The sequence below is a fragment of the Mycobacterium sp. Panama NTM2 genome (genome assembly GCF_054355555.1).
The window spans coordinates 81,265-106,023 of record NZ_JBTHXC010000005.1 but is presented as its reverse complement, the minus strand read 5'-3'; the positions used below and the strand labels follow the sequence as shown (position 1 = coordinate 106,023).

At 65.2% G+C, this 24,759-nt stretch carries 24 protein-coding genes and 1 pseudogene; 13 read left to right on the top strand and 12 right to left on the bottom strand.

Annotated features, from left to right (window positions below; genetic code table 11):
• The first annotated feature begins 32 nt into the window (after positions 1 to 32).
• Entirely contained in the window at positions 33 to 1,961 is a 1,929-nt protein-coding gene (locus ACXYX3_RS28265) for a bifunctional copper resistance protein CopD/cytochrome c oxidase assembly protein (RefSeq protein WP_041800678.1), read from the top strand.
• A gap of 576 nt (positions 1,962 to 2,537) precedes the next feature.
• Here ACXYX3_RS28265 and ACXYX3_RS28260 read toward each other — a convergent pair.
• The 5 genes from ACXYX3_RS28260 to ACXYX3_RS28240 all read right to left on the bottom strand — a co-directional run bounded on the left by ACXYX3_RS28260 (position 2,538) and on the right by ACXYX3_RS28240 (position 6,909).
• Complete coding sequence (locus ACXYX3_RS28260; RefSeq protein WP_011893708.1) at positions 2,538 to 3,197, bottom strand: DsbA family protein; 660 nt, start codon at positions 3,195 to 3,197, stop codon at positions 2,538 to 2,540.
• A gap of 136 nt (positions 3,198 to 3,333) precedes the next feature.
• On the bottom strand, positions 3,334 to 3,954 hold the full coding sequence (locus ACXYX3_RS28255; protein ID WP_198529213.1) for a hypothetical protein: 621 nt from the start codon (positions 3,952 to 3,954) through the stop codon (positions 3,334 to 3,336).
• Positions 3,955 to 3,960: 6 nt separating this feature from the next.
• Entirely contained in the window at positions 3,961 to 4,266 is a 306-nt protein-coding gene (locus tag ACXYX3_RS28250) for a DUF3703 domain-containing protein (RefSeq protein ID WP_458612350.1), read from the bottom strand.
• A 146-nt stretch (positions 4,267 to 4,412) separates the two neighbouring features.
• Positions 4,413 to 6,530, bottom strand: coding sequence for a heavy metal translocating P-type ATPase (locus tag ACXYX3_RS28245; RefSeq protein WP_241204952.1), 2,118 nt, complete (start codon positions 6,528 to 6,530; stop codon positions 4,413 to 4,415).
• Complete coding sequence (locus tag ACXYX3_RS28240; protein ID WP_043416022.1) at positions 6,523 to 6,909, bottom strand: ArsR/SmtB family transcription factor; 387 nt, start codon at positions 6,907 to 6,909, stop codon at positions 6,523 to 6,525. The genes ACXYX3_RS28245 and ACXYX3_RS28240 overlap by 8 nt, the downstream gene beginning before the upstream one ends.
• Positions 6,910 to 7,174: 265 nt before the next feature.
• Between ACXYX3_RS28240 and ACXYX3_RS28235 the strand changes: the two genes are divergently transcribed.
• A complete protein-coding gene (locus tag ACXYX3_RS28235; RefSeq protein WP_011893713.1) occupies positions 7,175 to 7,936 on the top strand; it encodes a serine hydrolase in 762 nt (253 codons plus the stop codon).
• Here ACXYX3_RS28235 and ACXYX3_RS28230 read toward each other — a convergent pair.
• Positions 7,933 to 8,532 (bottom strand): methyltransferase family protein, encoded by a 600-nt coding sequence (locus ACXYX3_RS28230; protein ID WP_041800688.1) that lies wholly within the window; start codon positions 8,530 to 8,532, stop codon positions 7,933 to 7,935. The two genes, ACXYX3_RS28235 and ACXYX3_RS28230, sit on opposite strands and share 4 nt — an antisense overlap.
• Positions 8,533 to 8,810: 278 nt before the next feature.
• Between ACXYX3_RS28230 and ACXYX3_RS28225 the strand changes: the two genes are divergently transcribed.
• Both ACXYX3_RS28225 and ACXYX3_RS28220 read left to right on the top strand, forming a co-directional pair.
• Positions 8,811 to 9,122 (top strand): hypothetical protein, encoded by a 312-nt coding sequence (locus ACXYX3_RS28225; protein ID WP_041800031.1) that lies wholly within the window; start codon positions 8,811 to 8,813, stop codon positions 9,120 to 9,122.
• 289 nt (positions 9,123 to 9,411) lie between these two features.
• Positions 9,412 to 10,095, top strand: coding sequence for a DUF305 domain-containing protein (locus ACXYX3_RS28220; protein ID WP_043416019.1), 684 nt, complete (start codon positions 9,412 to 9,414; stop codon positions 10,093 to 10,095).
• Between the two features lie 20 nt (positions 10,096 to 10,115).
• Here the strand turns inward: ACXYX3_RS28220 and ACXYX3_RS28215 are convergent, their stop codons facing one another.
• Together ACXYX3_RS28215 and ACXYX3_RS28210 are read right to left on the bottom strand one after the other, a co-directional pair.
• Positions 10,116 to 11,300, bottom strand: coding sequence for a HAMP domain-containing sensor histidine kinase (locus tag ACXYX3_RS28215; RefSeq protein ID WP_043416018.1), 1,185 nt, complete (start codon positions 11,298 to 11,300; stop codon positions 10,116 to 10,118).
• Positions 11,297 to 12,052 (bottom strand): response regulator transcription factor, encoded by a 756-nt coding sequence (locus ACXYX3_RS28210; RefSeq protein ID WP_011893718.1) that lies wholly within the window; start codon positions 12,050 to 12,052, stop codon positions 11,297 to 11,299. The genes ACXYX3_RS28215 and ACXYX3_RS28210 overlap by 4 nt, the downstream gene beginning before the upstream one ends.
• A gap of 128 nt (positions 12,053 to 12,180) precedes the next feature.
• On the opposite strand from ACXYX3_RS28210, the gene ACXYX3_RS28205 reads away from it, so the two are divergent.
• Complete coding sequence (locus ACXYX3_RS28205; protein ID WP_236728450.1) at positions 12,181 to 12,381, top strand: hypothetical protein; 201 nt, start codon at positions 12,181 to 12,183, stop codon at positions 12,379 to 12,381.
• Between the two features lie 41 nt (positions 12,382 to 12,422).
• Here ACXYX3_RS28205 and ripA read toward each other — a convergent pair whose 3' ends face one another.
• Positions 12,423 to 13,793: an NlpC/P60 family peptidoglycan endopeptidase RipA gene (ripA, locus tag ACXYX3_RS28200; protein ID WP_413783403.1), complete on the bottom strand. Its 1,371-nt coding sequence runs from the start codon at positions 13,791 to 13,793 to the stop codon at positions 12,423 to 12,425.
• 470 nt (positions 13,794 to 14,263) lie between these two features.
• Between ripA and ACXYX3_RS28195 the strand changes: the two genes are divergently transcribed.
• The 3 genes from ACXYX3_RS28195 to ACXYX3_RS28185 all read left to right on the top strand — a co-directional run bounded on the left by ACXYX3_RS28195 (position 14,264) and on the right by ACXYX3_RS28185 (position 16,499).
• A complete protein-coding gene (locus tag ACXYX3_RS28195) occupies positions 14,264 to 14,623 on the top strand; it encodes a BlaI/MecI/CopY family transcriptional regulator (RefSeq protein WP_043416015.1) in 360 nt (119 codons plus the stop codon).
• Positions 14,623 to 15,543 carry a M56 family metallopeptidase gene (locus ACXYX3_RS28190; RefSeq protein WP_041800692.1) on the top strand — a complete coding sequence of 307 codons (921 nt, stop codon included), beginning with the start codon at positions 14,623 to 14,625 and terminating at the stop codon, positions 15,541 to 15,543. Before ACXYX3_RS28195 ends, ACXYX3_RS28190 begins: the two co-directional genes overlap by 1 nt.
• Positions 15,544 to 15,824: 281 nt before the next feature.
• Entirely contained in the window at positions 15,825 to 16,499 is a 675-nt protein-coding gene (locus tag ACXYX3_RS28185) for a winged helix-turn-helix transcriptional regulator (RefSeq protein ID WP_043416012.1), read from the top strand.
• Positions 16,500 to 16,554: 55 nt separating this feature from the next.
• Here the strand turns inward: ACXYX3_RS28185 and ripB are convergent, their stop codons facing one another.
• The 3 genes and pseudogenes from ripB to ACXYX3_RS28170 all read right to left on the bottom strand — a co-directional run.
• The gene (ripB, locus tag ACXYX3_RS28180; RefSeq protein ID WP_011893723.1) at positions 16,555 to 17,325 is read right to left on the bottom strand and encodes an NlpC/P60 family peptidoglycan endopeptidase RipB; all 771 of its coding nucleotides are present in this window, start codon (positions 17,323 to 17,325) and stop codon (positions 16,555 to 16,557) included.
• A gap of 515 nt (positions 17,326 to 17,840) precedes the next feature.
• The gene (locus ACXYX3_RS28175) at positions 17,841 to 19,064 is read right to left on the bottom strand and encodes a L,D-transpeptidase (protein ID WP_241204950.1); all 1,224 of its coding nucleotides are present in this window, start codon (positions 19,062 to 19,064) and stop codon (positions 17,841 to 17,843) included.
• A gap of 492 nt (positions 19,065 to 19,556) precedes the next feature.
• Positions 19,557 to 20,361: pseudogene (locus ACXYX3_RS28170) on the bottom strand (alpha/beta fold hydrolase); the annotation flags it as partial.
• A gap of 156 nt (positions 20,362 to 20,517) precedes the next feature.
• Between ACXYX3_RS28170 and ACXYX3_RS28165 the strand changes: the two are divergent.
• From ACXYX3_RS28165 to ACXYX3_RS28145, 5 genes are read left to right on the top strand one after another with little or no spacing between them, the layout of a single operon-like run.
• Positions 20,518 to 20,730 carry a heavy-metal-associated domain-containing protein gene (locus tag ACXYX3_RS28165; RefSeq protein ID WP_043416008.1) on the top strand — a complete coding sequence of 71 codons (213 nt, stop codon included), beginning with the start codon at positions 20,518 to 20,520 and terminating at the stop codon, positions 20,728 to 20,730.
• The gene (locus ACXYX3_RS28160; RefSeq protein ID WP_043416007.1) at positions 20,727 to 21,698 is read left to right on the top strand and encodes a hypothetical protein; all 972 of its coding nucleotides are present in this window, start codon (positions 20,727 to 20,729) and stop codon (positions 21,696 to 21,698) included. The genes ACXYX3_RS28165 and ACXYX3_RS28160 overlap by 4 nt, the downstream gene beginning before the upstream one ends.
• A 41-nt stretch (positions 21,699 to 21,739) precedes the next feature.
• Positions 21,740 to 24,013, top strand: coding sequence for a heavy metal translocating P-type ATPase (locus tag ACXYX3_RS28155; RefSeq protein WP_046362084.1), 2,274 nt, complete (start codon positions 21,740 to 21,742; stop codon positions 24,011 to 24,013).
• A 25-nt stretch (positions 24,014 to 24,038) separates the two neighbouring features.
• Positions 24,039 to 24,314: a YHS domain-containing protein gene (locus ACXYX3_RS28150; protein ID WP_046362085.1), complete on the top strand. Its 276-nt coding sequence runs from the start codon at positions 24,039 to 24,041 to the stop codon at positions 24,312 to 24,314.
• 49 nt (positions 24,315 to 24,363) lie between these two features.
• Entirely contained in the window at positions 24,364 to 24,693 is a 330-nt protein-coding gene (locus tag ACXYX3_RS28145; RefSeq protein WP_046362086.1) for a metal-sensitive transcriptional regulator, read from the top strand.
• Positions 24,694 to 24,759 lie beyond the last annotated feature (66 nt).

Sequence of the window (24,759 nt, the reverse complement as noted above, 5' to 3'; positions counted from 1 at the left end):
GAATCGACGGCGGGATCGGAATGGGGACGGTGATGGCCACGTCTGCTGCCCCCCGACGCTGGGTGGTGCGAGCTGTGTTGCTCGGGGTTGCACTGCTAGCGGGCGTTACCGCTGCCGCGATCGGCGCCCTGGCACTGCCTGAGGCGCTGGCGGTGACCGGGCTGAGCGATCCCGGGCCGGTCACCACCTACGGGCTGTCCTTCTTGCGCGCCGCTGGAGAGATCGCTGCGATGGTGGCGGTCGGACACTTCCTGTTCGCGGCGTTCCTCGTTCCGCCGCAGGCAAGTGGAGTGCTCGACGTCGACGGGTACCGGGCGCTTCGGGTCGGCGCTGCCGCTTGCGCGATCTGGGCGATGTGCGCTGCGCTGTTGGTGGCGCTGACGATCTCCGACGTGTCGGGGGTGCCGTTGACTGAGCTCACACCGCTGGACATATGGTCGGCGGCCGACCTCGTCGAGACCACCGCGGCGTGGCGCACCACCTCGATTCTGGCCGCGGTCGTCGCGGTAGCGAGCCTGCCGGTGCTGCGGTGGTCGTGGACGCCTGCCCTACTGGCGGGCGCCCTGGCGACGTTGATGCCGCTGGCCGTGACGGGGCACTCCTCGTCGGGCGGCTCACACGACATCGCGACCAACAGCCTGATCATTCACCTGGTTGCTGGGTCATTGTGGGCCGGCGGATTGCTGGCGCTGCTTGGGCACGCGCTGCGCGGCGGCAGCCACACCGACATCGCCGCCCGCCGTTTCTCGGGTCTGGCGCTGTGGTGCTTCGCGGCGATGGCCGTAAGTGGATTTGTCAACGCGGCGGTCCGGATCGACGTGTCGACCATCTTCGACAGCACCTACGGGCTCCTCGTCGTGGGGAAGGTGACAGTGCTGGGCGGCCTCGGTGTGATCGGCTGGCGACAGCGGCGGTCGTCGATCGTTGCGCTGCAGCGTGATCCGACGTCGCGCCGACCGCTGCTGCGGCTCGCACTCACAGAAGCCGCCCTGTTTGGCGTCGCAGTCGGCCTGGCGGTCGGGCTCGGTCGCACGCCACCGCCGCCCGCGACGCGCGAACCCGTTCCGGCCGAGGCTGCGCTCGGCTTCGACCTCACCGAGGCGCCGACGATCGCGCGGGTGTTGGTCGAATGGCGGTTCGACCTGATCTTCGGCACGGCGGCGGTCGTCATGGCCGGCGTCTACCTTGCTGCGGTGTATCGGCTGGCTCGCCGCGGTGCCCCGTGGTCGACGCGGCGCACCGTATCGTGGCTGATCGGCTGCGTCGTTTTGTTGTTCGCCACTTCGTCAGGACTCGGCATGTACATGGCGGCGATGTTCAGCATGCACGCCGTCGCTCAATTGGTGCTCACGATAGTGGTGCCGGTGTTGCTCGTGCAGGGCGCACCGGTGACCCTCGCGCTGAGGGCCTTGCGGGCAGCCGAACCCAATGCGGTGCCGGGGCCACGCGAATGGCTTGTCAGCGCGCTGAATTCGTCACTGCTGCGTTTTATCGCTCATCCATGGACGGCGCTGACGCTTCTCGTGGTGGGCGTGTACGGGCTCTGCCTCGAAGTGGTCTTCGATGCTGCCGTAAGCGAACACGCCACGCACATGCTGATGATCGGGTACTTCCTGCTCAGCGGTGCGCTGTTCTTCACCGCCGTCGGCGGCGTCGAGCCGGTGGTGCCACGGCCGATGCCCAAGCGGGGCCGGATCGCGATGCTGTTTCTCGCGCTGTCGCAGTTCATCATTGCCGGGGTCGTGGTGATGAACATGCGTGAGGTTCTCGGGGGCGCCTTCTACGGCTCCTTGAAACTGAGCTGGCATGCGAACTTGCTGGGCGACCAGCGGTTGGGAGGTCAAGTGATCGCCGCCGGCGGGGTTGTGGCAATGCTGGCGGTGCTCGCGGTGCTGATCCTGCGGCGCCGCCGCTCGACTGCGATCGAGCAGAGGACGGCTGCGCCGAGCCTGGGCTCATGACGACGAGGACCGCATTGTCGGCATAGCGGCTGCATCACATTGGTCCTCGAGATAAGCGCGTGCGTGGCCCCGACCCGGTATCGCGCAATGCTCTCGCCCGTTCACAGGGACGCCCCCTCTCCCGCAGGTGATTTCGGGTCATGCCCAGGCCGTCTAATTGTCCCGTCTGCGGTGAGAGCTCAGGCGCCGACGACAGCACCTTTCGAGCCGTGTTCGTCAGGATCCGGCAGGCGGCCGATCTGATGACGCGGGGCGTGGGGTGCGGGGCCCGGCCGCATCATCATCATCATCCGAACCAGTGCAGCTGGCCACCCGCTTGCATCTCGGACTGATGGTCGCCCACCACGCAGAGGCGATTCGAGATGGCGCGTACTGAGGTCGAAGCGAGACCTCACCGCGACGGAACCGACTTCGCGCAGAAGCCATCTCCCTGTCAGCCAACGCGAGATCGGCGCACTGCGGTCGATGTCGACCCCTCAGATCGCCGTCGACGCGGGGTGCTGCCGTCATGTTCGCGCCCGCACACGTCCCGAGTTATGGAACCGGTGCGCCAAGAGCTGTCGGCAGTCACCGCGGCTATCCGTTCAATGCCTGTTCGACTGCGGCCTTCAAGTCGTCGTAGCTCCTGAATTCCACTTCGGTTCCGTCGATGAAGAAGGTCGGTGTGCCCTTGACCCCGAGGGCCTTACCGTCAGCGACATCGACATTGACACGATCGAGTGTGGCGGGGTCGTTGTAGGCAGCATCGAACGCCGCCATGTCGAGCCCGAGTTCGGCTGCGAATCCGCGGAATCGGGAGTCCGCCGGAGTTTGTTGTTCGCCCCACTCGCTCTGCGTCTCGTACATCTTCTTGTACATCGGCTCGAACTTGTCCTGTTGGGCGGCCGCCTCGACCGCGCGCGCCGCCCGCTCTGCGTTGAAGTGAGACTGAATGGGGAAGTAGCGGATGACGAAGTTGACGCGGTCCCCGTACTCGGCGCGCAGCTGTTCGACCATCGGGAAGGCCGCGCGACACGCTTCGCATTCGAAGTCAAGGAACTCGACGAAGGTGACATCGCTGTTCGGCACGGTGGTGAGGCGGCGACTGTTGTCCCGGACCAGCTGACCGACGTCTTCACCCTGGCCTTGCGCGGAGGTGGGGGCGTCCTTGTCCTGGGCCGAGAGATACACGCCAACCCCGATGATCATGGTGATGACCGCGAAGACGGTCAGCAGAATGCGTGTGAGAGGTGCCATTGGAATGCGTCCTTCATGAGTTTCACCGAACGTCTGTGATGCGCCGGCGCAGCCCTGTACCGCAGCACCAACCCGAACCGCGCCCGCGGTTGAGCATCGCGTGTCCGACTATATACGGAGGAAGACCGTAGATCGGTCATGCCCTCGGCTGGCGCCAGATCGGACGCTTGGGCGCGGATTCGATGGACGGCCGTCGAGAGAGACGCCACATTCCCCACCAGGCGACCGGTGCGAGAGCGACGACGGTCCACATTCCGGGCACGTAGCCGGCCCCGCCGGGATCGAGCCACGGGAACACCACAAAGTGCGCCAACTCCGTGAGACCTAACGAGGCGAAGAACGTCCATGCCAGGTATCGGCCGATCGGGCGGCCGCGCCGCATGAGGGCGGGAATTAACAGCCAGGCGCCCGCGGAGACGGCGACGAGCAGCACCACGGGCACCGAGTTCACCGCAGGGGTTGGCACACCCGTGACCGCCGCTAGGAATGCGAAGAACCCCATCTGCTTCTCTTCGACGCGGTGGGCAAGGAACAACAACAGGGCGATCCAATATGGCGCGCGAATGTCGGCCCAGCCGCCGCCACTCGGCCACACCCGCCACAGAAGCAAGCCCCCGACGAACCCGGCGGTAAAGATGAGCATGGTTGCCAGTCCGAGCGCCCAATAGCCCACGCTCAACGCCGCGGTCGTTAGCGCGACTGCGGCGGCGACGGCCGGCCACGGCCGCGCGTTCTGGTTCGACGTCGTGACTGACATCGCCCTTCAGTCCCTTCGCCCGCTCACGAGTGCGGCGAGAGCGGCGGGCGCGGCCCACGGGGTCATGAGGCCCGCGCCGACCCGACCGGTGTTGCCCCCGGGATAGCGTCCGGTCAGCGATCCCGGCGCAGCGACGATCAGGCGAACAACCTGGCCGAAAGCTTCGCGACGGTCTCGTTGGCGCAGCGCCAAGGCCCGCATCGCCGCGTGATTGTAGGTGTGTGGCCAAGGGTCGGGTTGCGACACGATGTGTGCCCGTTCCCAACGCCGCCACCGCTGCTTGGCGGATGGTGTGCGCTTTGCAGCGGCCATCTCCCGCCGATACGCCTCCCGGGGGCGGCGCGACGGCGCTGCGCCCGACCGGCACAGACGACGAGTGTGCGCGGTGCTGCTCAATACCAATTCCGGTTCGGCAGTAGGTCGATTCGCGGCGGCGAAGGCATTTCGCGGTCGCACCATCACCAGTGGTGTTCACTTCGACGGATCGACTCGTCACGGGGATTTGTGGGTTCTGCAGCGCAGCAGGTGCATCCGCCGCTGCGGGTTTCCCGACGATCAAGGACCACCGGTGTGAGCGCCGGCGTCGGGGCGCAGCAGGCATCGACGGGTGTCGGGGGGGTGGGGAGGGTGATGTGGTGCGCCGCCGCTGCAGCCATCGGCTGCGGTTCGACGCCGGGTAGGGGATGGGTGCGTGCGGCGCGGATCGCGTTGAGGATGACGAGTACTTCTGCCGCCTCGTGGATCAATACCACGGTGGCCAGCCCGAGAACCCCGAAGGCGGCGAGGGGAATGAGGATGGTGATGATCGCCAGCGACAGTCCGATGTTCTGCAGCATGATTTTGCGGGCTCGGCGGGCGTGAGCGAGGACTTGGGGGAGGTGACGCAGATCCTCGCCCATCAGCGCGACGTCGGCGGTTTCGATGGCGACGTCGGTGCCCATCGCTCCCATGGCAATGCCGATGTCGGCGGTGGCTAGTGCGGGGGCGTCGTTGACCCCGTCGCCGACCATGGCGATGGGCCGGCCGCCGGAGAGTTCGGACAGCAGGCGTGCTTTGTCTTCGGGAAGCAGGTCGGCGTGCACGACTGTGATGCCGGCGGCTTCGGCCACGGCCATTGCCGTGCGGGAGTTGTCGCCGGTCAGCATCGCGGTGGTGATGCCCAGCTCGTGTAGTTGCCGTACCACTTCCGGCGCTTCGGGGCGCAGCTCGTCGCGGACTGCGATCGCCGCCACCACCACGGCGTCGCATTCGAGCAGGACCACTGTCGCCCCGGCCGATTGGAGGCGCACGACGTCGGCGGCGAATTCTCCGGCCGCGACCCAGCCCGGCTTCCCCAAACGGATCCTGCGACCCTCGACGCGGCCACTCATGCCATGGCCGACAACGGCTCTCACGTCTTCAGCCGCGACGATGTCGGGGCCTGCAGCGTCGGTAATTGCCCGGGCCAGTGGGTGCCCACTACGGGACTCGACTGCGCTGGCGAGGTGCAGGGCTTCGGCCTCGCTGACGCCGCTGGCGGTCACCGTCTCTATCACTTGCGGGCTGTTTCGGGTCAGGGTGCCCGTCTTGTCAAGGGCAATCACGGCGATGCGTCCGAGTTCCTCGACGGCGGCGCCTCCCTTGACGAGGGCGCCTTGTCGGCTGGCAGCGCCGACGGCGGCGACGACGGTGAGTGGCACCGCGATGGCCAGGGCGCAGGGTGAGGCGGCGACGAGGACCACGAGTGCGCGTTCGAGCCACAGCATCGGCTCGCCCACCAGCGCGCCAATCGCCGCAACTGCTGCGGCCAGGACCATGATTGTTGGGACGAGAGGGCGGGCGATCCGGTCCGCCAACCGCTGACCCGCACCCTTGCGCTCCTGAGCCTGTTCGACGATGTGAACGATGCGGGCCAGCGAGCTTTCGGCGGCGACGGCGGTGACGGCGACTTCGACCGCTCCACCGCCGTTGATCGCACCGGCATGCACCTCGCTGCCGGGTCCCGCCTCGACTGGAACCGATTCTCCGGTGATCGCCGACACGTCCAAGCTGGTGCGACCGGAGGTGATGACGCCGTCGGTGGCGGCGCGGTCTCCTGGCCGTAGCACCATCACGTCGTCGATGAGCAAATCGTCTGGGCGCACAGGGGTTTCGTGGCCGTCGCGGATCACGGTCGCCGTTGGCGGCACGAGCGACAGCAGGGCGCGCAGGCTTCGGCGGGTTCGGGTGACGGCGTAGTGCTCGAGTCCTTCGGCGATGGAGAACAGGATTCCCAGCAGCGCGGCTTCTTCGACCTGTCCAAGCGCCACGGCGCCGACCGCGGCGATCGTCATCAGCGTGCCAACGCCGACGCGGCCGTGTCGAAGACTGCGAACGGCTCCGGGCGCGAACGTTGCGGCCCCGGCGGCAACCGCCGCGAGCTCAAGTCCCAAGCCGATGGAGGAAAGACCGCTTCGGTGCAACGCCCAGCCGCCGAGGAGCAACGCCGCCGCCAGGGCCGCCAGCTGCAGTTCGCGGACTCCGCACCACTTGTCCGGTCCCGATCCGGGCTCGGTGTCGACTCCATTGGCCGCGGGCCCGCAGCATGGGTCAGACATGGCGTGCCTTGGAGGCCGGTTGACGGTAACCGTGCGCCAGCACGGCCTCGGTCAAGGATCGGCCGCGGTCGGTGAGTCGGTACATCACCATCCGGGCTTGCCGCCGAGAAGTCACCAGACCGGCGATCTTGAGCTGCCGCAGGTGGTGGGATACGAGGTTCTGCGACTGCCCGACCACCCAGGCCATGTCACATACACACAGTTCCTCGCCGTCGAGCAGCGCTGAGGCGATCGTCAGTCGCGTCGGGTCGCTCAGAGCCCGCGCCGCGGTTGCCAGTGATTCGGCGTCGACGAGTGACGGTAGCCGGGAACGAATTCGCTCGGCATGGGGCAGGTCCAAGCACAACAGATCGCAGTGATCAAGCCGCGGCTCGCTCATCCGAACATACTAACGGACGTTAATATGTCGGAGAGAGGAGGGGCTGCACGGGGCCGGCGTGCAAAGGGAGCGCAGGGCTGCCTACGTCGAACGGGACACGAGCCGACCTCGGGCTGCCTCGCGACGGCACCCCTACCATCCGCCGGCTCTGCATGTGCGGAGATGGATAGTAGGAACCGGTGCTTACCCGGCGTGCCGTCGGCCCTGATGCCCGTGGGGCTGACAAGCTACGCGCGTGAGAGCCGTCGTCACCGGACTTGTCGCTATGACCGTGTTGCTCTGCGCGCCGACACCCGTCGCCACCGCTGAGATCGGACAGCGCATCGCACAGGCAGACGCCTACCTCGCTACTCGTCCTGGCACGGTGGGCTACGTGCTTCGCGACCGGACGACCGGACAGGCTCACCGCAACGACGCGGCTACCACGATGATGTGGACCGCATCCACTATCAAGCTAGCGATGGTGGTTGATCTGTTGACTCGGGCTCGCGCCGGCCAGATCGCCTTGACCCCAGCCGACCGCCAACTCATGGCCAACATGATGCACTCATCGGACAGCGACGCTGCCGATACGCTTTGGGAACGCTACAGCGGACCCGACAACATGGCGTTCAACCGCAATTTCGCCACGTACGGACTTACCAGCCTGCAACCGCAGCAGGGTTTCAGCGGCACCTACCCGTACTGGGGTTTCCAAAAGGCCACGAGCGAAGACCTCGACCGGCTGATGAACTACACCCTCACCAGCTTGCCTGCGGCCCAAACCGCGGCCATTGTGTCGGAGATGCAACACCTCGACGCCAACCAGCAGTGGGGAGTGTGGGGAGCGGGCGCGGCCATGACTCCCGGCAACAAGAACGGGTGGTCCCAAGAACAGGGCGGCTGGGTCGTCAACAGCGTCGGTTTCGCCGGCCCTCGACAACGCTACACATTGGCGATCATGAACTCGCTCAACGGCGAAGGCGCCTACGACGACGGCGTGGAAACGACCACGCGGCTGGCGCAGATTCTGCTGGCGCCCGCTTAGCGGGATTCACCACCAACGGACCTAGGAAAACGTCCCAGAACGGGAAGAAACCTGCCGACGGCTTGACCATAGGACCGGTAGGCGTCCCCGTGCGTGTGAACGAGGTATGGCTCCTCCACCACGCGGACCTGCAATTCGATCGCCACGACCAGAAGAATCAATGCAGCCAGCGCCAACACATTCGGGACCATCAACGCCACGCCGGTCGCGAACGACAGCATCGCCGTGAAGATCGGGTTGCGCACAACCGCGAACGCGCCGCGGCGCACCAGGGTCGTAGACTCCTGCGGATCGACGCCTATCCGCCACGAATCGCCCATGTCGTTCTGCGCGTACAGCGTTCCGGCGAGACCCCCGAGTGCCAACACGGACCCCAATGCCTGAAGCCCCCAGGCCTCGAAAGCGGCGATTGGGGCTAGCACGCCAAACACCTGCAAAGCCGGCGCGAGGAGACCGAGCACCATGGCCACAACGAAACCGACGCCGGCGGCCCATTCCGGTGAGCCGGGCCGGCCGCTGATTCCGTGGAAGCCGGTGGAACCAGTAAGCCGATACTGGCGCCAACTCCGCCAGCCGAACCCGAGTGCGACGAACATCAAATACAGAGCTAGAGCACCTATTGCAGCCACCGCAACCACCTCCAAAATCAAACATATGCAAACATTGCAATATATGCAACTATCCAAAGAATGAGAGTGATCTGCAGGCCCGGCGCTAACTCGATGACGCGAGTCGCGTAGGCGCCATGTCCCCGCTTCTAAACCGGTGAGACCTTCCCCGGGCCACCAGTTCTGCTGGTGCGAGACATGTCCGTGGTTGGCGGTGATGCCCCCTGCCGATGACATCACCGGCTTGTTACGCGCACCATTGGCACATGAGAGTGGAGATCGTCTATTTCGAAGGGTGTCCGAATTGGCAGGAAGCCGGTGCCCTTGTGGGCGCGGCAGCAGCCGGACTAGTCAACGTCGAGATCACGTATCGGCGGGTCGCTACGGATGATGAGGCGGCGGCCTTGTCGTTCGCGGGCTCTCCAACGATTCTCGTCGATGGCATAGACGCTTTTGACGATGCGGTGCCGGTGATGGAGTTGGCGTGCCGGCTATATCAGACCGACGCCGGTTTGATGGGTTTGCCGACGGTTACCCAGCTCTTGGAGGCGTTGCGGCGGCGGCTGCCGATCGACTGATCGCGGCGTGCGGGCAGGCCAAGGCTTCGGTCAGATTGCGGCATGAATCTACCGAGCTGCACACTGACTCCTTCCGGTCGCGGGCAATGACTGAACCGGCTGCGGCGTGACGCTGGATCGCCCGAGCGCGCGGCGCGTACCGACGGGTTGGTGAGGCGTCTTCATCGAATCTTCATCGGAACTCGAACCGACCCATACGCGGAGTCCTGAGGCTGGACCGAGGCGGCGAGAGCGCTTGCCGTGTGTGTGGACGCATGGTGTCAGGAAGATGTATGAGAAGGGATGTGCGATGCAGCACAAGCGATACCGAACTGGGTTTGCGGCGATGGCGGCGGCGGCCCTGTTCGTCAGCGCCTGTTCGAATGCGACAACCGACTCTCAGTCATCGACCAGCAGCCCGGCGGCACCATCGGCCTCGCCCAGCGCTGCCAGCAGCGACGCTACCCATAACGACGCTGATGTGACGTTCGCCCAAGGCATGATTCCTCATCACCAGCAGGCGATCGAGATGAGCGACATGCTTCTCGGCAAGCAGAGCATCGATCCCGAGGTCATCTCACTCGCTGACGAGATCAAGAATGCTCAAGGCCCCGAGATCGAGCAGATGCAGGGTTGGCTCCAGGAGTGGGGGGCGTCGTCCTCGCCTGCACCTGCGACCAGCACCGCTATGCCTGGCCACGACATGCCTGCTCACCAGATGCCCGGCCGCGACATGGGCAAGATGCCTGGTATGGGCGGCAGCGGTCACGGCATGATGTCGGAAGCCGACATGGCTGCGCTGCAGAACGCGCAGGGCGCGGAGGCGAGCCGACTTTTCTTAACGCAGATGATCGCCCATCACAAGGGCGCAATCATGATGGCGCAGCAGGAGATCGACAACGGCCAGTTCCCCGCGGCGGTGGAGATGGCGCGCAACATCGTGTCCTCTCAGCAAGCGGAGATCGACACGATGCAGGGCATGCTGGACAAGTAGCGAGTTGCGGCGCCTGCCGGTCAGATTCGCGCTGAGTCAGCCGTGACAGGGGTTTGCTCGGTGCGCTCCGGGGTGATCGGCATGGCGAGGGTGAATGTTGCGCCGCCGCCGGGGCCCGCGCTCGCTACGGAGATGGCTCCGCCGTGGGCCTCGACCAGCGCTTTGGCGATGGCGAGCCCTAAACCGGCGCCGCCGTGCTCGCGGTCGCGGGCGGAGTCTGCCCGATAGAACCGCTCGAACACCCGGTTGACGTGCTCGGCGGCAATCCCTTCACCGGTGTCGGCGACGGCGATCCTCAACCGGTCGCCGTCGCGGACACAGTTGACTTCGACCGAGCCGCCGGAAGGCGTGTGCCGCAACGCATTTTCCAGCAGATTGCCCAGGACTTGGGAGAGTCGTTGCTCGTCGGCCCACAACGGCGGTAGCGCCTTCTGGAGGCGTACGCGTAGTGCGACTCCCTTGTTGTCGTAGCGTTCCTGCGCCGCGGCGACGCATCGGTGTGTCAAGCGGTCGACGTCAATGTTGGCGTACGACATGGAAACTGAACTTTCCTCGGCCTTGGCCAAGGCGGCGACGTCATTGGAGAATCGCACCAGCCGGCGGGTTTGGTCACGCAGCATGGTTGCCGTCTGCGGCGTCAAAGTGCGCACCCCGTCTTCGAGTGCCTCAATATAGGCCTCTAGCACCGCGACCGGTGTGCGGATCTCGTGCGCCAAGTCTCCAAAGAGCTGCTGTCTTGTCGAATCCACGGTTTGGAGCCGGGAAGCCATCTGGTTGAAGGCAGTGGAGAGTGCGTCGAAATCGTCGCCGAGGCGCGGCGATGACACGCGGACATCGTAATTCCCTTGAGCGACATCGGTGGCAGCGGAGGCAACCTCGGTGACGGACCGTTGGAGCCGTCGACTGACGTAGAAGCTGACGGCAAGCGCAGCCAGTGCCGACACCGCCAGGGCGCCCCCGATGGACATCACCGTCGCGTAGCCGTAGGCCTCCTCGGCGTGGACTTCCTCTGGCGAGTTCATCGGCACCCCCGCGCGGTGAAGATGCTCGCGAAACAGCGGAGGTCCGACGACGGCGGCCACCACCGCGGTCGTCACGGCCCCGGCTGCCAGCACAATCGCTTGGGCCGCCAGCAGCCGCAAGCCGATACCAGGACGGCCCCTCCGTCGACGTCGGCGAGCTGTGGACGCAGGCGGGGGAGTCACTGTCCGGTCCCCATCCGATATCCCACACCTCGCACCGTGGCGATGTAGCGCGGGCGTGCGGCATCATCGCCGAGTTTGCGCCGCAAGTGCCCGATGTGGACGTCGACGAGGTGCTCGTTGCCGACCCAGGGCCCGTCGCGAACAATTTCGAGAAGTTGACGCCGACTCAGCACAATGCCCGGCCGGCCTGAGAGCGCTTCGAGGATGTCGAACTCTGTGCGGGTCAACAAGATCTGTTCATCGTCGATGCCAACCTCACGGGCGGCGACGTCGACACTCAGCGCACCGAACCGACGCGGTGGTGCCACCTCACGTTCGGCGGTTGCGGTGGCCGATTGCAGGACGCGGGGCCGCCGCAGCATGGCCCGCACGCGCGCCACAAGCTCGCGCGGGCTGAAGGGTTTGGTGATGTAGTCGTCGGCGCCGACAGTGAGACCGAGGACTGTATCGAGTTCGGTATCACGAGCGGTGAGCATGACGACGTAGGCGTCGGAAAACGTGCGCAACTGTCTGCACACTTCCAGTCCATCAATGCCGGGCAGGCCAAGGTCGAGAATGACGACATCGGGATCGAAGTCGCGCGCGACAGCGATAGCGTCGACACCGTTTCCGGCCACCACGGCCTCGAACTGATCGCGTTCCAGATAGCTAGCCACCACTTCGGCCAGCGGCAGTTCGTCGTCGACGACCAGCGCGCGGTATCCCTTCGCCTGCTCAGGCGATCTACCCGGGTGGTGCTCCATGCTCCACATGGTGCCCGCCGAAGCGGCCGCGGCGCCGCACGACTGCCGGAACGGCGCAATCTTCAGCAGATCTTTACGAGACTCATACCGATTCCATCCTGCAGCTGAGTGACGCTCACTGTGGAGGAGGGCCTTGCATGCGCTGGCTGATGGACGTCTGCCCGAACAGCCTCGGGTGGCAAACGTGGCTGATCCTGTGCGCCGTTGTCGTCGTGCTGTGGGCCGCCGCCATCGCCAGCGCGACGGCTCTGTTCCGCGCCGCAGCGCCGCAGCGCCGCAGCGAGCGGCGTGAGGCATTGGAGGAGCCCGTTCACAGCGGTCACGCTGGGGCGGACTGATGCGTTAACGGTGCAACCGCCACAGCGCTCGCTGTGAGGTGTCAGTACTCGATCAAGCGCGTGACGTAGGGTGTCATGCCGGAGGTGCGCACGGGGGAAATCTTGACGACGGACCCGGTGTAGGGAGCTTCGAGCATCATGCCGTCACCGAGATACATGGACTCGTGCTGGCTGGCGTTGGGGCCGTAGAAGATTAGATCACCACGTCGCATCTGCGATGACGGAACTTTGCGGCCGGCGTTGTACTGCGATCCGGAATAGTGGTCGAGCTTGATGCCGACGCCGGCGAAGGCGTACAGCATGAGCCCGGAACAGTCGAAGCCGACGGTGTTGGCTCCCTGATCGATGCCCCGAGAGGGACCGTTGGCGTTGCCGCCGCCCCACGAGTAGGGAACTCCCAGTTGTGACATGGCGCGTCGGATCACGAACTCAGAGGCCTGCCGGCCGTTCAGGCTGGGGATGCGTCCATTGGTGATGCCGGGATCTGCGGCGGCGGCCGCCGGGGAGAGAATGCCCAGTTTGGTAAGGAACTTTCGGCCCATGTCGGCAGTCAGCTGCACCGAGGTCGCCATGATCTTGAGGATCGCGTTGATGATGGCTACCGGGTCGCCGGCCACATTGGCGCTGGGCACCATCGGCAGCGTGGTGTCCCAGAGGCCGGCGCCAGAATTGTCGGCCGGCAAAGAGTCACTTCGGTCCCACTGGTCGCCGGGTGCCTGCGCGGCGCCGGGTTGAGGAACCGTGGGCGCAGTCGCGGTCCCTGCTACCGGCGGGATGGCACCGAGTCGGGCTTGCGCCGAGTCACGTTCGGCGGCAAGCCTATTGATTTCGTCCTGCCGTGCCGCGAAGGTCTGCTGCGCCTCCTGAAGGGCGGTGACCGCGTCGTCCTGGCGGCGCTGCGCCTCGGCGGCGGCGCCCTCAGCGCGCGCCCGGACAGCCGTCGCGGTTGAGAGCTTGTTGGCGTGATCGGTCTGCCTGCGCACGAGGTCATCCCTGACCTTCTGGAAGCTGATGATCAGGCTCTGTTGCGTCGAGGCTCCAGCAAGGATTTCCTCCGGCCCATTTGCCAGTGGCAGCGCACCCGACGGCCCGTTCATATACATCGATGCGGCGAACTGATCGAAGCGTTGTTGCGCGGCGTCGATCGCCACCTGACTGTCGGCGAGCCCCTGCTCACTGGCGGCAACCTCACGCTGCGCGTCCGCGAGAATGTCGCGAGCAGCAGCAATCTCGACGAGGGCCCTGTTGACGCCCTCTTGCTTGATCTGGATATCGGCACCGACATCGGCTACCCGCTGATTCGCCTCGGCGACAGCCGCAACCAGGGACGGAATGTCCTTGCTGTCGCCGTCAGGTGCGCCGTCATGTTCGGCAGCCGCGATACCTGAAGGGCTGAGCATCAGCGTCGACATCAGTGCGCAGAGAGTGAGAAGTGAAGTGAGGCAACGCATCGGATCTCCTCACTTGGGTTGAGCGTCGTCGGGCCACCGAGCGAGGGACAGCGCACGGCATTCTCGGATCGGACCTACTGCCCAGCAAAGTACGGAGCACGATAGTAGGCAGTTGAAACGTACATCACTTGCGCACCAGGGAAACGCCTGTCACAGTCTCAAGTCGGTAACGACTCTGCAAGGCTCCGTGCACAACCCGCAGGCGGCCCCTCAATCATCGTCTGTCAGCGCTGCGGCGAAGCTGATGCCCAGTTGACAGCTCCCGTGCGTGATCGGCTCCGCCCGCACGGCGGCGTGGAATGCACTGACGAGGCCATGAACGCCGGGTGCGGCGAATCGGAACTTTCGAGGTCGGGCGCTACATTGGGGGTCTGGTAGGGGTCGATGGGCAAAGCACTCCAGCTCGTCGTGGACAGCAGGAGTGGCACGGAATGGAGCAGCGAGGGTTCGGCGACCCCAACGCAGTAGTCATGGATTGCGTGTGGGATTGCGCGGGGCCCATCACAGTGGGCGACGGCTTCGACGAGATCTCCCGGAAGCGCCAGTCCTGCACCAGTGTGATGCCGACGATGGACAACCTGTACCGCGAGGGTCGGCTGAGGACTCAGCGCCGTGGGAAAGGCTATATATACCCGGCATCGATGGGCCACGAGGGGTGTTCAGCGCGGTTGATGCGGGCTGCTGTCGACTGCGCCGGTGATACCAGTGCGGTGTTGGGCTTCGTGGTCGATCAGATGAGCGCGGAGCAGTGGGCGCAACTGAAGGCGGCTACGTGTAGGGGGCGACGATGATGACTACGGCGCTGTGGCTGCTGCTCTACGGGGGTGCGCTTGCGTGGTTGGCTCCTCCGGTTCTGCGGCGGATGACCGGCCAGGGAATCAGCCCTCACATGGGAGTCGCCGCATGGCTAATCACGGTCGCCGCAACCCTGGCGGCTTGGCTGGTCGCGGTCTCGATGGTCATCGGCGCAACGGCGGACAGTATTCGCACCGGCGCGGTGGTGACGCTGTGTCTTGAACTGTTCGGATTTTCCGAACACACACCGATGGCGGGCAGGATCGGATCTGTTGCCCTCATCGGTATGGGGACCCTGACGTTGGGGTTCGGAGGACTCCGGATGAGCCGTAGCCTGTCCCGCCTACGCGCGCGGAGTCACGAGCACGCACATGCCGCGCGGATCATTGGCCGGCCCACCGGTCACCCCAACGTGGTCGTCGTGGACGCCGACCGGCCCGCCGCCTATTGTGTGGGCGGCCGCCTGAACACCATTATCGTCACCTCCGCGGCCATCAAGACGTTGAACCGGTCGCAACTGAAAGCGGTTCTGGCACACGAAAATGCCCACATCTCGGGGCGCCACCACCACATCCTCATGGGGCTGCGTGCCCTCGCCGTCACTTTGCCCCGCCTGCCACTTTTCGCTACGGCACGCCATTCTGTGGCAGAACTGCTGGAGATGTGCGCCGACGATACCGCCGCGCGGCGCGTCGGCACTCGCCCTCTGCTTGCCGGGCTGATTGCTCTGGCCGGACATCAACCTCCTGTGCACGAAGGCCTCGCCGCAGCGGGAACGGCGGTCGTCGCTCGAGCGGAACGATTGGTCACCCCCACGCGCCGCCATGTGCGATGGCGCCACCGTATCTGCTTAGCTGCCGCGATCATCGCCATGCTTGCGACACCAGCTCTCATCCAGCTGCTCTGCCACCACTGAGGACCTGACGACAGCCGGCACGATTGCGGCGGCGAAGACATCGACGCGGTCGACTGAAACCCAAATAGCCGACATCGGATGTCGCGAGAACACGCGCTGAAAGCGGATAGTCGACGACATGCGGGACGCCCGGGCTGTGATCTACGTAGTAACAACGTAGATCACGATATGCTGGTTGTCAGAACCCGCGTACGCAATCCAGTACCCGCGATGCGCGACGTCGACAGGAGGCTGCCACGACCATCGAGTCACACCTCGGACTGGGTAGTGCCGCATCTCCGGTGGCGGCCGCCGGCCGCATCCGCGTTCTGCTCGTTGAGCCGCGACGCATCTACGCCGACATGCTGGCCCACCGTATGCACGCCGGAGATTTCGCCGTTACGGTCGCATGCTCGGAAACCGCAGCACTCACCGCTTTGCGTGTCGTTGACCCCGACGTGGTAGTGGTCTGCGTAGGGCCAACGGACCAGGGTGCTGCTGTCCTTGACCGTGTTCGTCAGGTGGCACACGGTGGCGTAGTCGCGCTTACTGATGCAGAGATGGCGCCGCTGGTGTCACGTGTCGCAGTGGTGGCGATCGGCGACTCGGAGATGCTGAGTACACGAATTAGACGCGCGCTCAGGCACATCGGCGTGTGCGGTGCGGCCGGCGATACGCAGCGACGGCAGATCGACGACCTCGTGGTCGATGTGGCGGCTCGGCGGGTGTACCAGCGAGGAAATGTTGTACAGCTCACTCGGACAGAGTTCGCGATCCTGCGGGCACTATCGGACAATCCGGGCGAACCCGTGACGTGCCGGCGACTCCAGGAGAGTCTCTGGGGAGCCTCGCATCCCGGCGGTCGGGCTGCTCTGGGGGTGCATGTCGGCAATCTCCGTCGCAAGCTCGGGGACGACCCCACCTGCCCGCGCTACGTCCGCACTGTCCGCGGCATCGGCTACTGTCTCGTCGGTTGATTCGGTCACCCGCTGAGGTGAATGGCTCTGCGGGCGTGCTAATTGGGCCTCGCGGTCAGCTCTCGATAATCCGGACGACGTAGGGTGTCATGCCCCCTGTTCGCACTGGGGAGACCTTGATCGGGACGCCGGTCTGCTGTGCCTCAATCATTTGACCGCCGCCCAGGTAGATTGCTTCGTGCTGACTCCCGCCCGGCCCCCAGAACAGCAAGTCGCCCCGCTTCGCTTGGGAGGGCGGCACCTTTCGGCCGGCGTCGTACTGGTCACCGGACCATCGCGGGAGCAGAACACCGACGCCGGCGAACGCGAACCGTGTCAGGCCTGAACAGTCAAAGCCCACGGTGCCTGCTCCCTGGTCGACGCCGCGGCTTGGACCGGTGAGGCTTCCGCCACCCCACGAGTAGGGAACACCGATTTGCGTTCCCGCCCTGCGAATCACGTACTCGATCGCTTGCGCACCATTGACCCGATTTCCGCGCACGCTCGTCGACGGATCCGCGGCGGGGCTGACGATTCCCAGGCTGCTGAGGAAGCTGCGACCCATATTCATGGCCGTCTGCGTCGCCATGGCCGTTGCCTGCAGCGATGCGTTCGCGATGGCAACCGGATCGCCGGGAGCGCCCGCGCTCGGTATCTTCGGAAGTAATGGGTCCCACGGCCCGGCGGCAGGTTGGGCCGACGCGACCGGTGCGCACGCGAGGAAAAGCAAGACGACGATAGCGATCACACCGGGGAGCCGTCGAACGCGTCCCGCAACAAGGATTGCCGGGTCGCAGCGGTCAGTGCTAGCAATTGCCGCACCCTTGCTCCGGACGTGTAATCCCATGTCTTCTCCTCGGTGCGCCCGGCGGTGAGTTACTTCACGCACCAATAGCGGGGCTGATCGCATACGTAGGGCGCAGCACCAAAAATACGTAGCTCCTACGTAGAAAAGCGTAACTCACAAAAGCCCCACCAGTAACACCAGCCACATAATTACAGTGGTGAAATTCGCTGCGGCCGTTCGCTTCGAATGCGGCAAGTATGGACTTAAACCCGTTTCACGGTCGGGAAGACGCGCGTGAATGGTGCGCGGACTCAAATGTGCGAGCTTCTCGGCAACGAGCTCTATAGGCCGTCGTCGGGCGTCAGCAACAATTCTGCCCCGAGCGGTTATTCGAAGCCTCGTCGGCGGTACGCGCCGCCATCGGTTATCGGGGAGTCGGTGGCTCCAGTCACGCCGGCAACCGCCCGTACGGCAACGACGTCTCAGAAATGACCTCAAATGCACTGCGGAGTAATGGTTTTCAGATTCGCCGGGCATTGAAGCCATGTCGGCTCGGTGTCAAGAACTTCCGATGCTCAGACGTTGGCGTTTCCGGCCTTCCATTGCTCCCAGGGGATGTTCCAGTCGCCGAGGCCGTCGGTTCCCGACAGTGTGGGGCCGGTTGTGTTGATGACTTCCACGATGTCGCCGCGTCGGGTGTTGTCGTAGAACCAGCGGGCGTTGGCCGGGTTGACGTTGAGGCATCCGTGGCTGACGTTGGCGATGCCTTGGCTACCCACCGACCACGGCGCTGAGTGCACGTAGATGCCGCTGTAGGACATTTGGGTGGCCCATTCGACTTCGGTGCGGTACCCGTCGGGTGAGTTGACGGGGACTCCGTAGGTGGACGAATCCATCACCAGGAATGAGTAGCGGTCGCCGACGATGTAGGCGCCGTTGTCGGTGGGCGTTTTGGCTTTGCCCATGGAGATCGGCATGGTTTTGACGACTTCGCCGTTGCGCCGCACGGTCATCGTCTTGGTGGCGTCATCGGCGGTGGCGATGATTTGGTCGCCGATTGTGAAGCGTGTGGTGACGTCATCCTGGCCGAAGAGCCCGTCGCCGAAGTCGACTCCGTAAGCCTTGACTGACACCTCAACCTTCGTTCCGGGCTCCCAGTACTCGGCGGGGCGCCAGCGGACTTCACGATTGCTGAGCCAGTAGAAGGCGCCCTCAACCGGTGGGTTCGTGGTCACGGTGATCGCCTGCTGCGCCGCAACCCGGTTCGTGATGTTCTCGTCAAAGCGAATCGCAATGGGTTGACCCACGCCCACTGTTTCGCCGTCATTGGGCAAGACGTAGGGCATCGTCAGGTTTTCGGGGGAATGGGTTTCGAATGTTGCGCTGGTGCTTGTCGTTCCGCCAAGCCCTTGTGCTTGCGCCTGCAGGGTGTACTGCTTGTTGTAGCCCAGCGGTTCCGCCGATGACCATGTAACGCGGTCGGGGCCCAGTTGCCCGTCGACAAGTTCGCCCGCCTCGTTGGTCAGCGACACTTGGCCGAGAATACCGTCGCCGGCGGTAACGGTCACGGGGGCATCGACAGCGACGCCGATGGCACCATCAGTGACGGACGCTTCCAGTTTCGGTACGAGCAAGTCTGCGTAGGGCGTGCCCTTGTCGGTGATGACGTCGGGAGTGGGCGCCGCCGTCGGTGATGAGGTGCAGGCGGTCGCGATCAGCAGCACCGCCGCCGCGAGGACGGTCGTGCGCAGCCAGTGCGTCGTCGCTCGAAACGCTGGGGGGCAGCCTGTCTGCGGCATGAATGGGGCTCTCCGTATCGGGTTGTCGTCATCGGCTAACGGGCGGGGCACCGCCTGGTGCGCCGCGAGGGCCGGTCGCGGGCGACGGTTCACCGTTCACGGGTATGCCTTTGAGTGTGCTCGTGAGTCGTTTGGCTTTCTTAGTCCTTCGATGAAGATTCGATAAAGCTGGCACTAAGGGCTGGCGTCTCGGGTTTGCGAGGACATCCGATGGGTCGCACATTGTGCGGGGATACCCCCGAGGGGTACTTTGCGGTTGTATCCGCGGCGGGTACCTCGTCGACTGGGAAGGCCCATCGCTTGTGACGGCACAAGAGAAGTTCCGGTGGCTCATCGAGAGTTCAACCACGCGGTCGATCGCCACGTGCATCGCCCTGTGCACGTTGAGCCAAAATCGCCGGCGGGCGCCGCCCCATCAAGGCCGATAGTGGGAAAGCCTGCTACAGCTGACGGCTGGAGCTGCGGCGCTGTTGTCGATCGCCTTAAGTATCCGGGGTCCGACGTGGTGGCGAGGAACTGTTCGATTGTCGGGCCGAAGGCGTGCGCGATGTCGTCAGCGTTGACGAGCAGGTCGGACATTGTGGCCTCGGCGAGTACTCCCTGCGGACGGACGTCGACGAGGGTGCACGCGAGTTGCGCGGGGTGACGTGGGTCATCGCCGGCGATGATGAGCGTCGGGGTGTTGATGCGCCGGAGTTCCTCGGCTGTGGCGAAGGCCCGATCGTGACCGATTGCCGCTGCGGCAGCGGCGCTTTGGGCGTCAGCGCGCGGAATGGCCTTGGTGACGAGGTTGGCAATAAGCGGCTGCAGGTGAGGAACACACAGCTCCCAGGCGGCCTGTAGACCGCGGGCGCGGGCGCGGTCGGCGAAGCGGTCCATCAGCTTTGCGTCTGCGGCCTTGTCGTCGTCGTCCTCGATGGCTTCAGCACTGATGATGACCGCGGACCGGGCGATCCGGGGGTGTTGGAGGCATGTCCGTAAGGAGCGATCGTGCCGCCGAGGCCGGCGCCGACAAGGTGGGTGGACGTGGCGTCGAGCGCGTGCATGATCGCGACAGTGTCGGTGACGTACTGATCCCAGAGGTGCAACGTCGGATCGGGGCATCGCGATGCGCTCCATATCCTCGAATATCGGGCAGCGCAACGCGATACCGGCCAGCAAGGCGGGTGGCAAGCGGCCGCATGCTGTAGTGATCGGGCCCACCGCCGTGCAGCATGATGATCAGCTCGCCGCGGCCGATGACCTCGCCCATGAGCGGCCAGCCGTCATCCCCGACGTGCAACGTTCGCATCACCATTCGTCTCTCCCTTCGTCGGGAATGCCTCGGCCTGCGTCGACGCGGCATCAGCAAGAGCCCGAAAAACCCACCCTTGCAACATACCCTCTGGGGGTATACCTTGATGTACGCATACCCGGTAGGGGTACTACCGAGAGCGAAGATGGGAGTTCGGTCATGAACACGGTCACGTACGCCGTCACAGGAATGACCTGCGGGCACTGCGAGCTGTCAGTGCGGGAAGAAGTCAGCGGGGTCGCCGGTGTTCAAGACGTCGAGGTCAGCGCCACGGCGGGCACTCTGATCGTGACCTCCAGCGGTCCCGTCGATGACGCCCAGATCTTGCGTGCGGTCGACGAGGCCGGCTATTCGGCGGTGCGGGTCGTATGAACGCTGCAGGACGGTTGGCCGCTTTCGGTGCCGGACTGGCGGTGGCGTTCACGGCTGCGTACGTCACCGCCGCGGCGGTCGTCCCCGACACCGCGGTGACGGCCACTCAGCACGTTGGCGCTGAGCCCGCGGCTGATCACAGCGCGCCGACCGAGCAGGCGTTGCCGGTATCACCTCTGTCCGCTGATCCGCCGGGGTTGTCACTCGCCCAAGACGGATACACGCTCAGCGCGGTACGGGGACCCGGAGCACCCAACGATCGTGGCAGGTTGAGCTTCACCATTGCTGGTCCCAGCGGCACGCCGCTGCTGGACTACGCGACTGTGCACGACAAGCAGCTGCATCTCATCGTCGTCCGTTCTGATGGTCAGCATTTCGCGCACGTCCACCCGGTCCTGGATCGGGCAACCGGCATATGGTCGACGCCCTGGATGTGGAAGGCCGCCGGGGCCTACCGGGTGTTCGCGGACTTTCAGCCCGCCCAGGCCAGCAGCACCAAACTCACGCTTACCCGCACGGTCGACCTGGCCGGCGAGTTGGCCCCGTCGCCCCCGATGACCACACGCACCGTGGATGAAATTGCCGGTTACACCGTGGAACTCGACGGTGCGCTCACCGCCGGCGTCTCGAAGCAGCTCACAGCGAGAATCATCCGTGACGGCGAGCCGGTGACGACATTGCAGCCCTACCTGGGGGCATACGGGCACCTCGTCGCGCTGCGTGAAGGTGACATGGCGTATCTGCACGTGCACCCTGAGGGCGCTGAACCGGTGGGGGACCGCACTGGCGGGCCTGCGGTGACGTTCGCAGCGACCGCACCCACCGCCGGTCGCTACCTGCTCTACCTCGACTTCAAGGTCGACGACACCGTGCACACCGCCACGTTCGTCGTCGACGCCGCACGCGGCGCCACCAATCAGCCCGCGCCAGAACCGTCGCGCGACGCCGGCCATGCCGGCGGGCACTGACGACCTCCGTCCACCTAGAAAACTGAAAGGCACTGGCACACATGACGACGTCGACGCCCGTGTCCGGCCCGAGCATTGAGCTCCGCATCGGAGGAATGACCTGCGCCTCCTGCGCCAACCGCATCGAACGCACGCTCAACAAGATCGATGGCGTCGCGGCAACAGTCAACTACGCGACCGAGAAGGCCACCGTCACGGTGCCCGACGGATACGATCCCGCGCAGCTGCTCGCCGAGGTGGAAAATGCCGGCTACAGCGCCGCGCTACCCACACCGGAGAAGCCCGCCCCGCCCGGAGAGACAGGCGAGACCGACGACCCCGACATGGTGTCCCTGCGCCACCGGCTGACCGGTTCGGTGCTGCTATCGGTGCCGGTCATCGCGATGGCGATGATCCCCACGCTGCAATTCACCTACTGGCAGTGGGCGTCGCTGGTGTTGGCTGCGCCGGTGATCGTCTGGGCGGCCTGGCCGTTTCACCGCGCTGCCTGGGCCAACCTGCGGCACGCTACGGCGACGATGGACACGCTCATCTCCCTGGGCACCTTGTCGGCCTTCCTGTGGTCGCTGTACGCGCTGTTCTTCGGGACCGCCGGCACCCCGGGAATGAAGCATCCGTTCGAACTGACACTCGCACCGTCTCACGGCGCCGCCAACATCTACCTCGAAGTCGCCGCTGGCGTCACAACATTCATCCTTGCGGGGCGCTATTTCGAGAAGCGGTCCAAACGGCAGGCCGGTGCGGCGCTGCGCGCCCTCCTAGAGATGGGCGCCAAGGAGGTATCCGTGCTGCGCGACGGCGCGGAAACGAAGATCGCCGTCGAGGACCTGATAGTGGGCGACGAGTTCGTCGTGCGACCGGGAGAGAAGATCGCCACCGACGGGGTGGTGGTATCGGGGACATCGGCGGTCGATGTCTCGATGCTGACCGGCGAATCGGTCCCCGTGGAGGTCGGCCCAGGTGACACCGTGGTCGGTGCAACCGTCAACGCCGGTGGGCGACTGGTGGTACGCGCCACCCGCATCGGTTCCGACACCCAGTTGGCGCAGATGGCCCAGCTGGTGGAGAACGCCCAGACCGGCAAAGCCCAGGTCCAGCGGCTAGCCGATCGCATCTCCGGTGTCTTCGTGCCGATCGTCCTCGCGATCGCGGTGATCACACTCGGAGCGTGGTTGGGCGCGGGCTTCCCGGTCGCGGCCGCCTTCACCGCCGCCGTTGCCGTGCTGGTAATCGCCTGCCCCTGCGCGCTCGGCTTGGCCACACCGACGGCACTGCTGGTGGGCACCGGTCGCGGCGCGCAAATGGGCGTTCTGATCAAGGGCCCGGAGGTGCTGGAGTCCACCCGCAAGGTCGACACCGTGGTGCTGGACAAGACCGGCACCGTCACCACCGGCAAGATGACCCTGGTCGACGTCATCACCGCCCCGGGAACCGACCGCGGGAACCTGCTCCGGCTGGCAGGGGCGTTGGAGAACGCCTCAGAGCACCCGATCGCCCAAGCAATCGCCGTCGCTGCGACCGAAGAACTCGGGACGCTGCCCACCCCTGAGGATTTCGCCAATGTCGAAGGCAAGGGTGTGCAGGGCATCGTGGACGGCCACGCCGTGGTCGTGGGGCGCGAATCACTGCTCGCCGACTGGTCCCAACACCTCAGCCCAGAGTTGGCGCAGGCGAAAGAAGCGGCCGAAGCGCGGGGCAAGACGGTGGTCGCCGTCGGCTGGGACGGTGAGGCTCGCGGCGTACTCGTCGTCGCGGATACCGTTGAACCCACCAGTGCGCAGGCAATCTCACAGATGCGCCAGATGGGCTTGACGCCGGTGCTGCTCACTGGGGACAACGAAGCCGTCGCCCGCCAGATCGCCGCCGAGGTCGGCATCGACACTGTGATCGCCGAGGTGATGCCGAAAGACAAAGTCGACGTTATTCTCCGGCTGCAATCCGAGGGCAAGACCGTGGCGATGGTCGGCGATGGCGTCAACGATGCGCCTGCCCTCGCCCAAGCCGACCTCGGCCTGGCTATGGGTACCGGAACAGATGTCGCGATCGAAGCCTCCGACATCACCCTGGTACGCGGCGACCTGCGCAGCGCCGTCGACGCGATCCGGCTGTCCCGCAGGACACTATCGACGATCAAGACGAACCTGTTCTGGGCGTTCGCCTACAACGTTGCCGCCATACCGGTTGCTGCACTGGGCATGCTCAACCCCATGCTCGCCGGCGCGGCCATGGCGTTCTCCAGCGTCTTCGTCATGGGCAACAGCCTGCGACTGCGCGGCTTCAAATCCACATCCACATCCTCTGCCCCTACCCACTGAACCCCTTCTGCATCAAGGAGAACTCATGTCCGACAACAAGAACCTGACGTCGAGCTGCTGCTGCAGCGGCTCAACACAAGACCTCGACACGACGGTCATCAATCCGGGGACCACGAACCTCCTCGACCCCGTAACGGACGAGACAACATGCCCGGTCATGCCCGGCACGCCGGTGAACAAGGCGGCCGCCGAAGCCGCGGGCCTATTCCGCGACTACCGAGGCCGACGGTATTGGTTCTGCTGCAAAGGATGTGGACCGCGCTTCGACCGAGACCCCGACAAGTACGCCAGCGCGGCGTGACTGACCTGCCGAACCCCGGCCTCCCAACCCACAGACCGAAGGAGTTGCCATGACTCACGTCGACGACGCTGACCACTGCCCGGCATCGGGTTCAGTCCACCACGGCTACATCACCGATAAGGACAAGTACCTCAAACGCTTGAAACGTATTGAGGGCCAAGCCCGCGGCATCAGTCGGATGATCGAGGGGGAACGCTATTGCATCGACATCCTCACCCAAGCTGACGCCCTGACCAAGGCCCTGCAAAGCGTCGCGCTGGCACTGCTCGACGACCATCTCCGACACTGCGTTCGAGACGCTGCTGCCGCCGGGGGACCCGCTGCCGATGCCAAACTCACCGAAGCCTCCGATGCCATCGCCCGCCTCGTGCGGTCATGACCCGCAACGGCGGTGCACTGACGCCGCCTCGCTCCTACGCACCCGCGCGAACGAACACGTGAGACT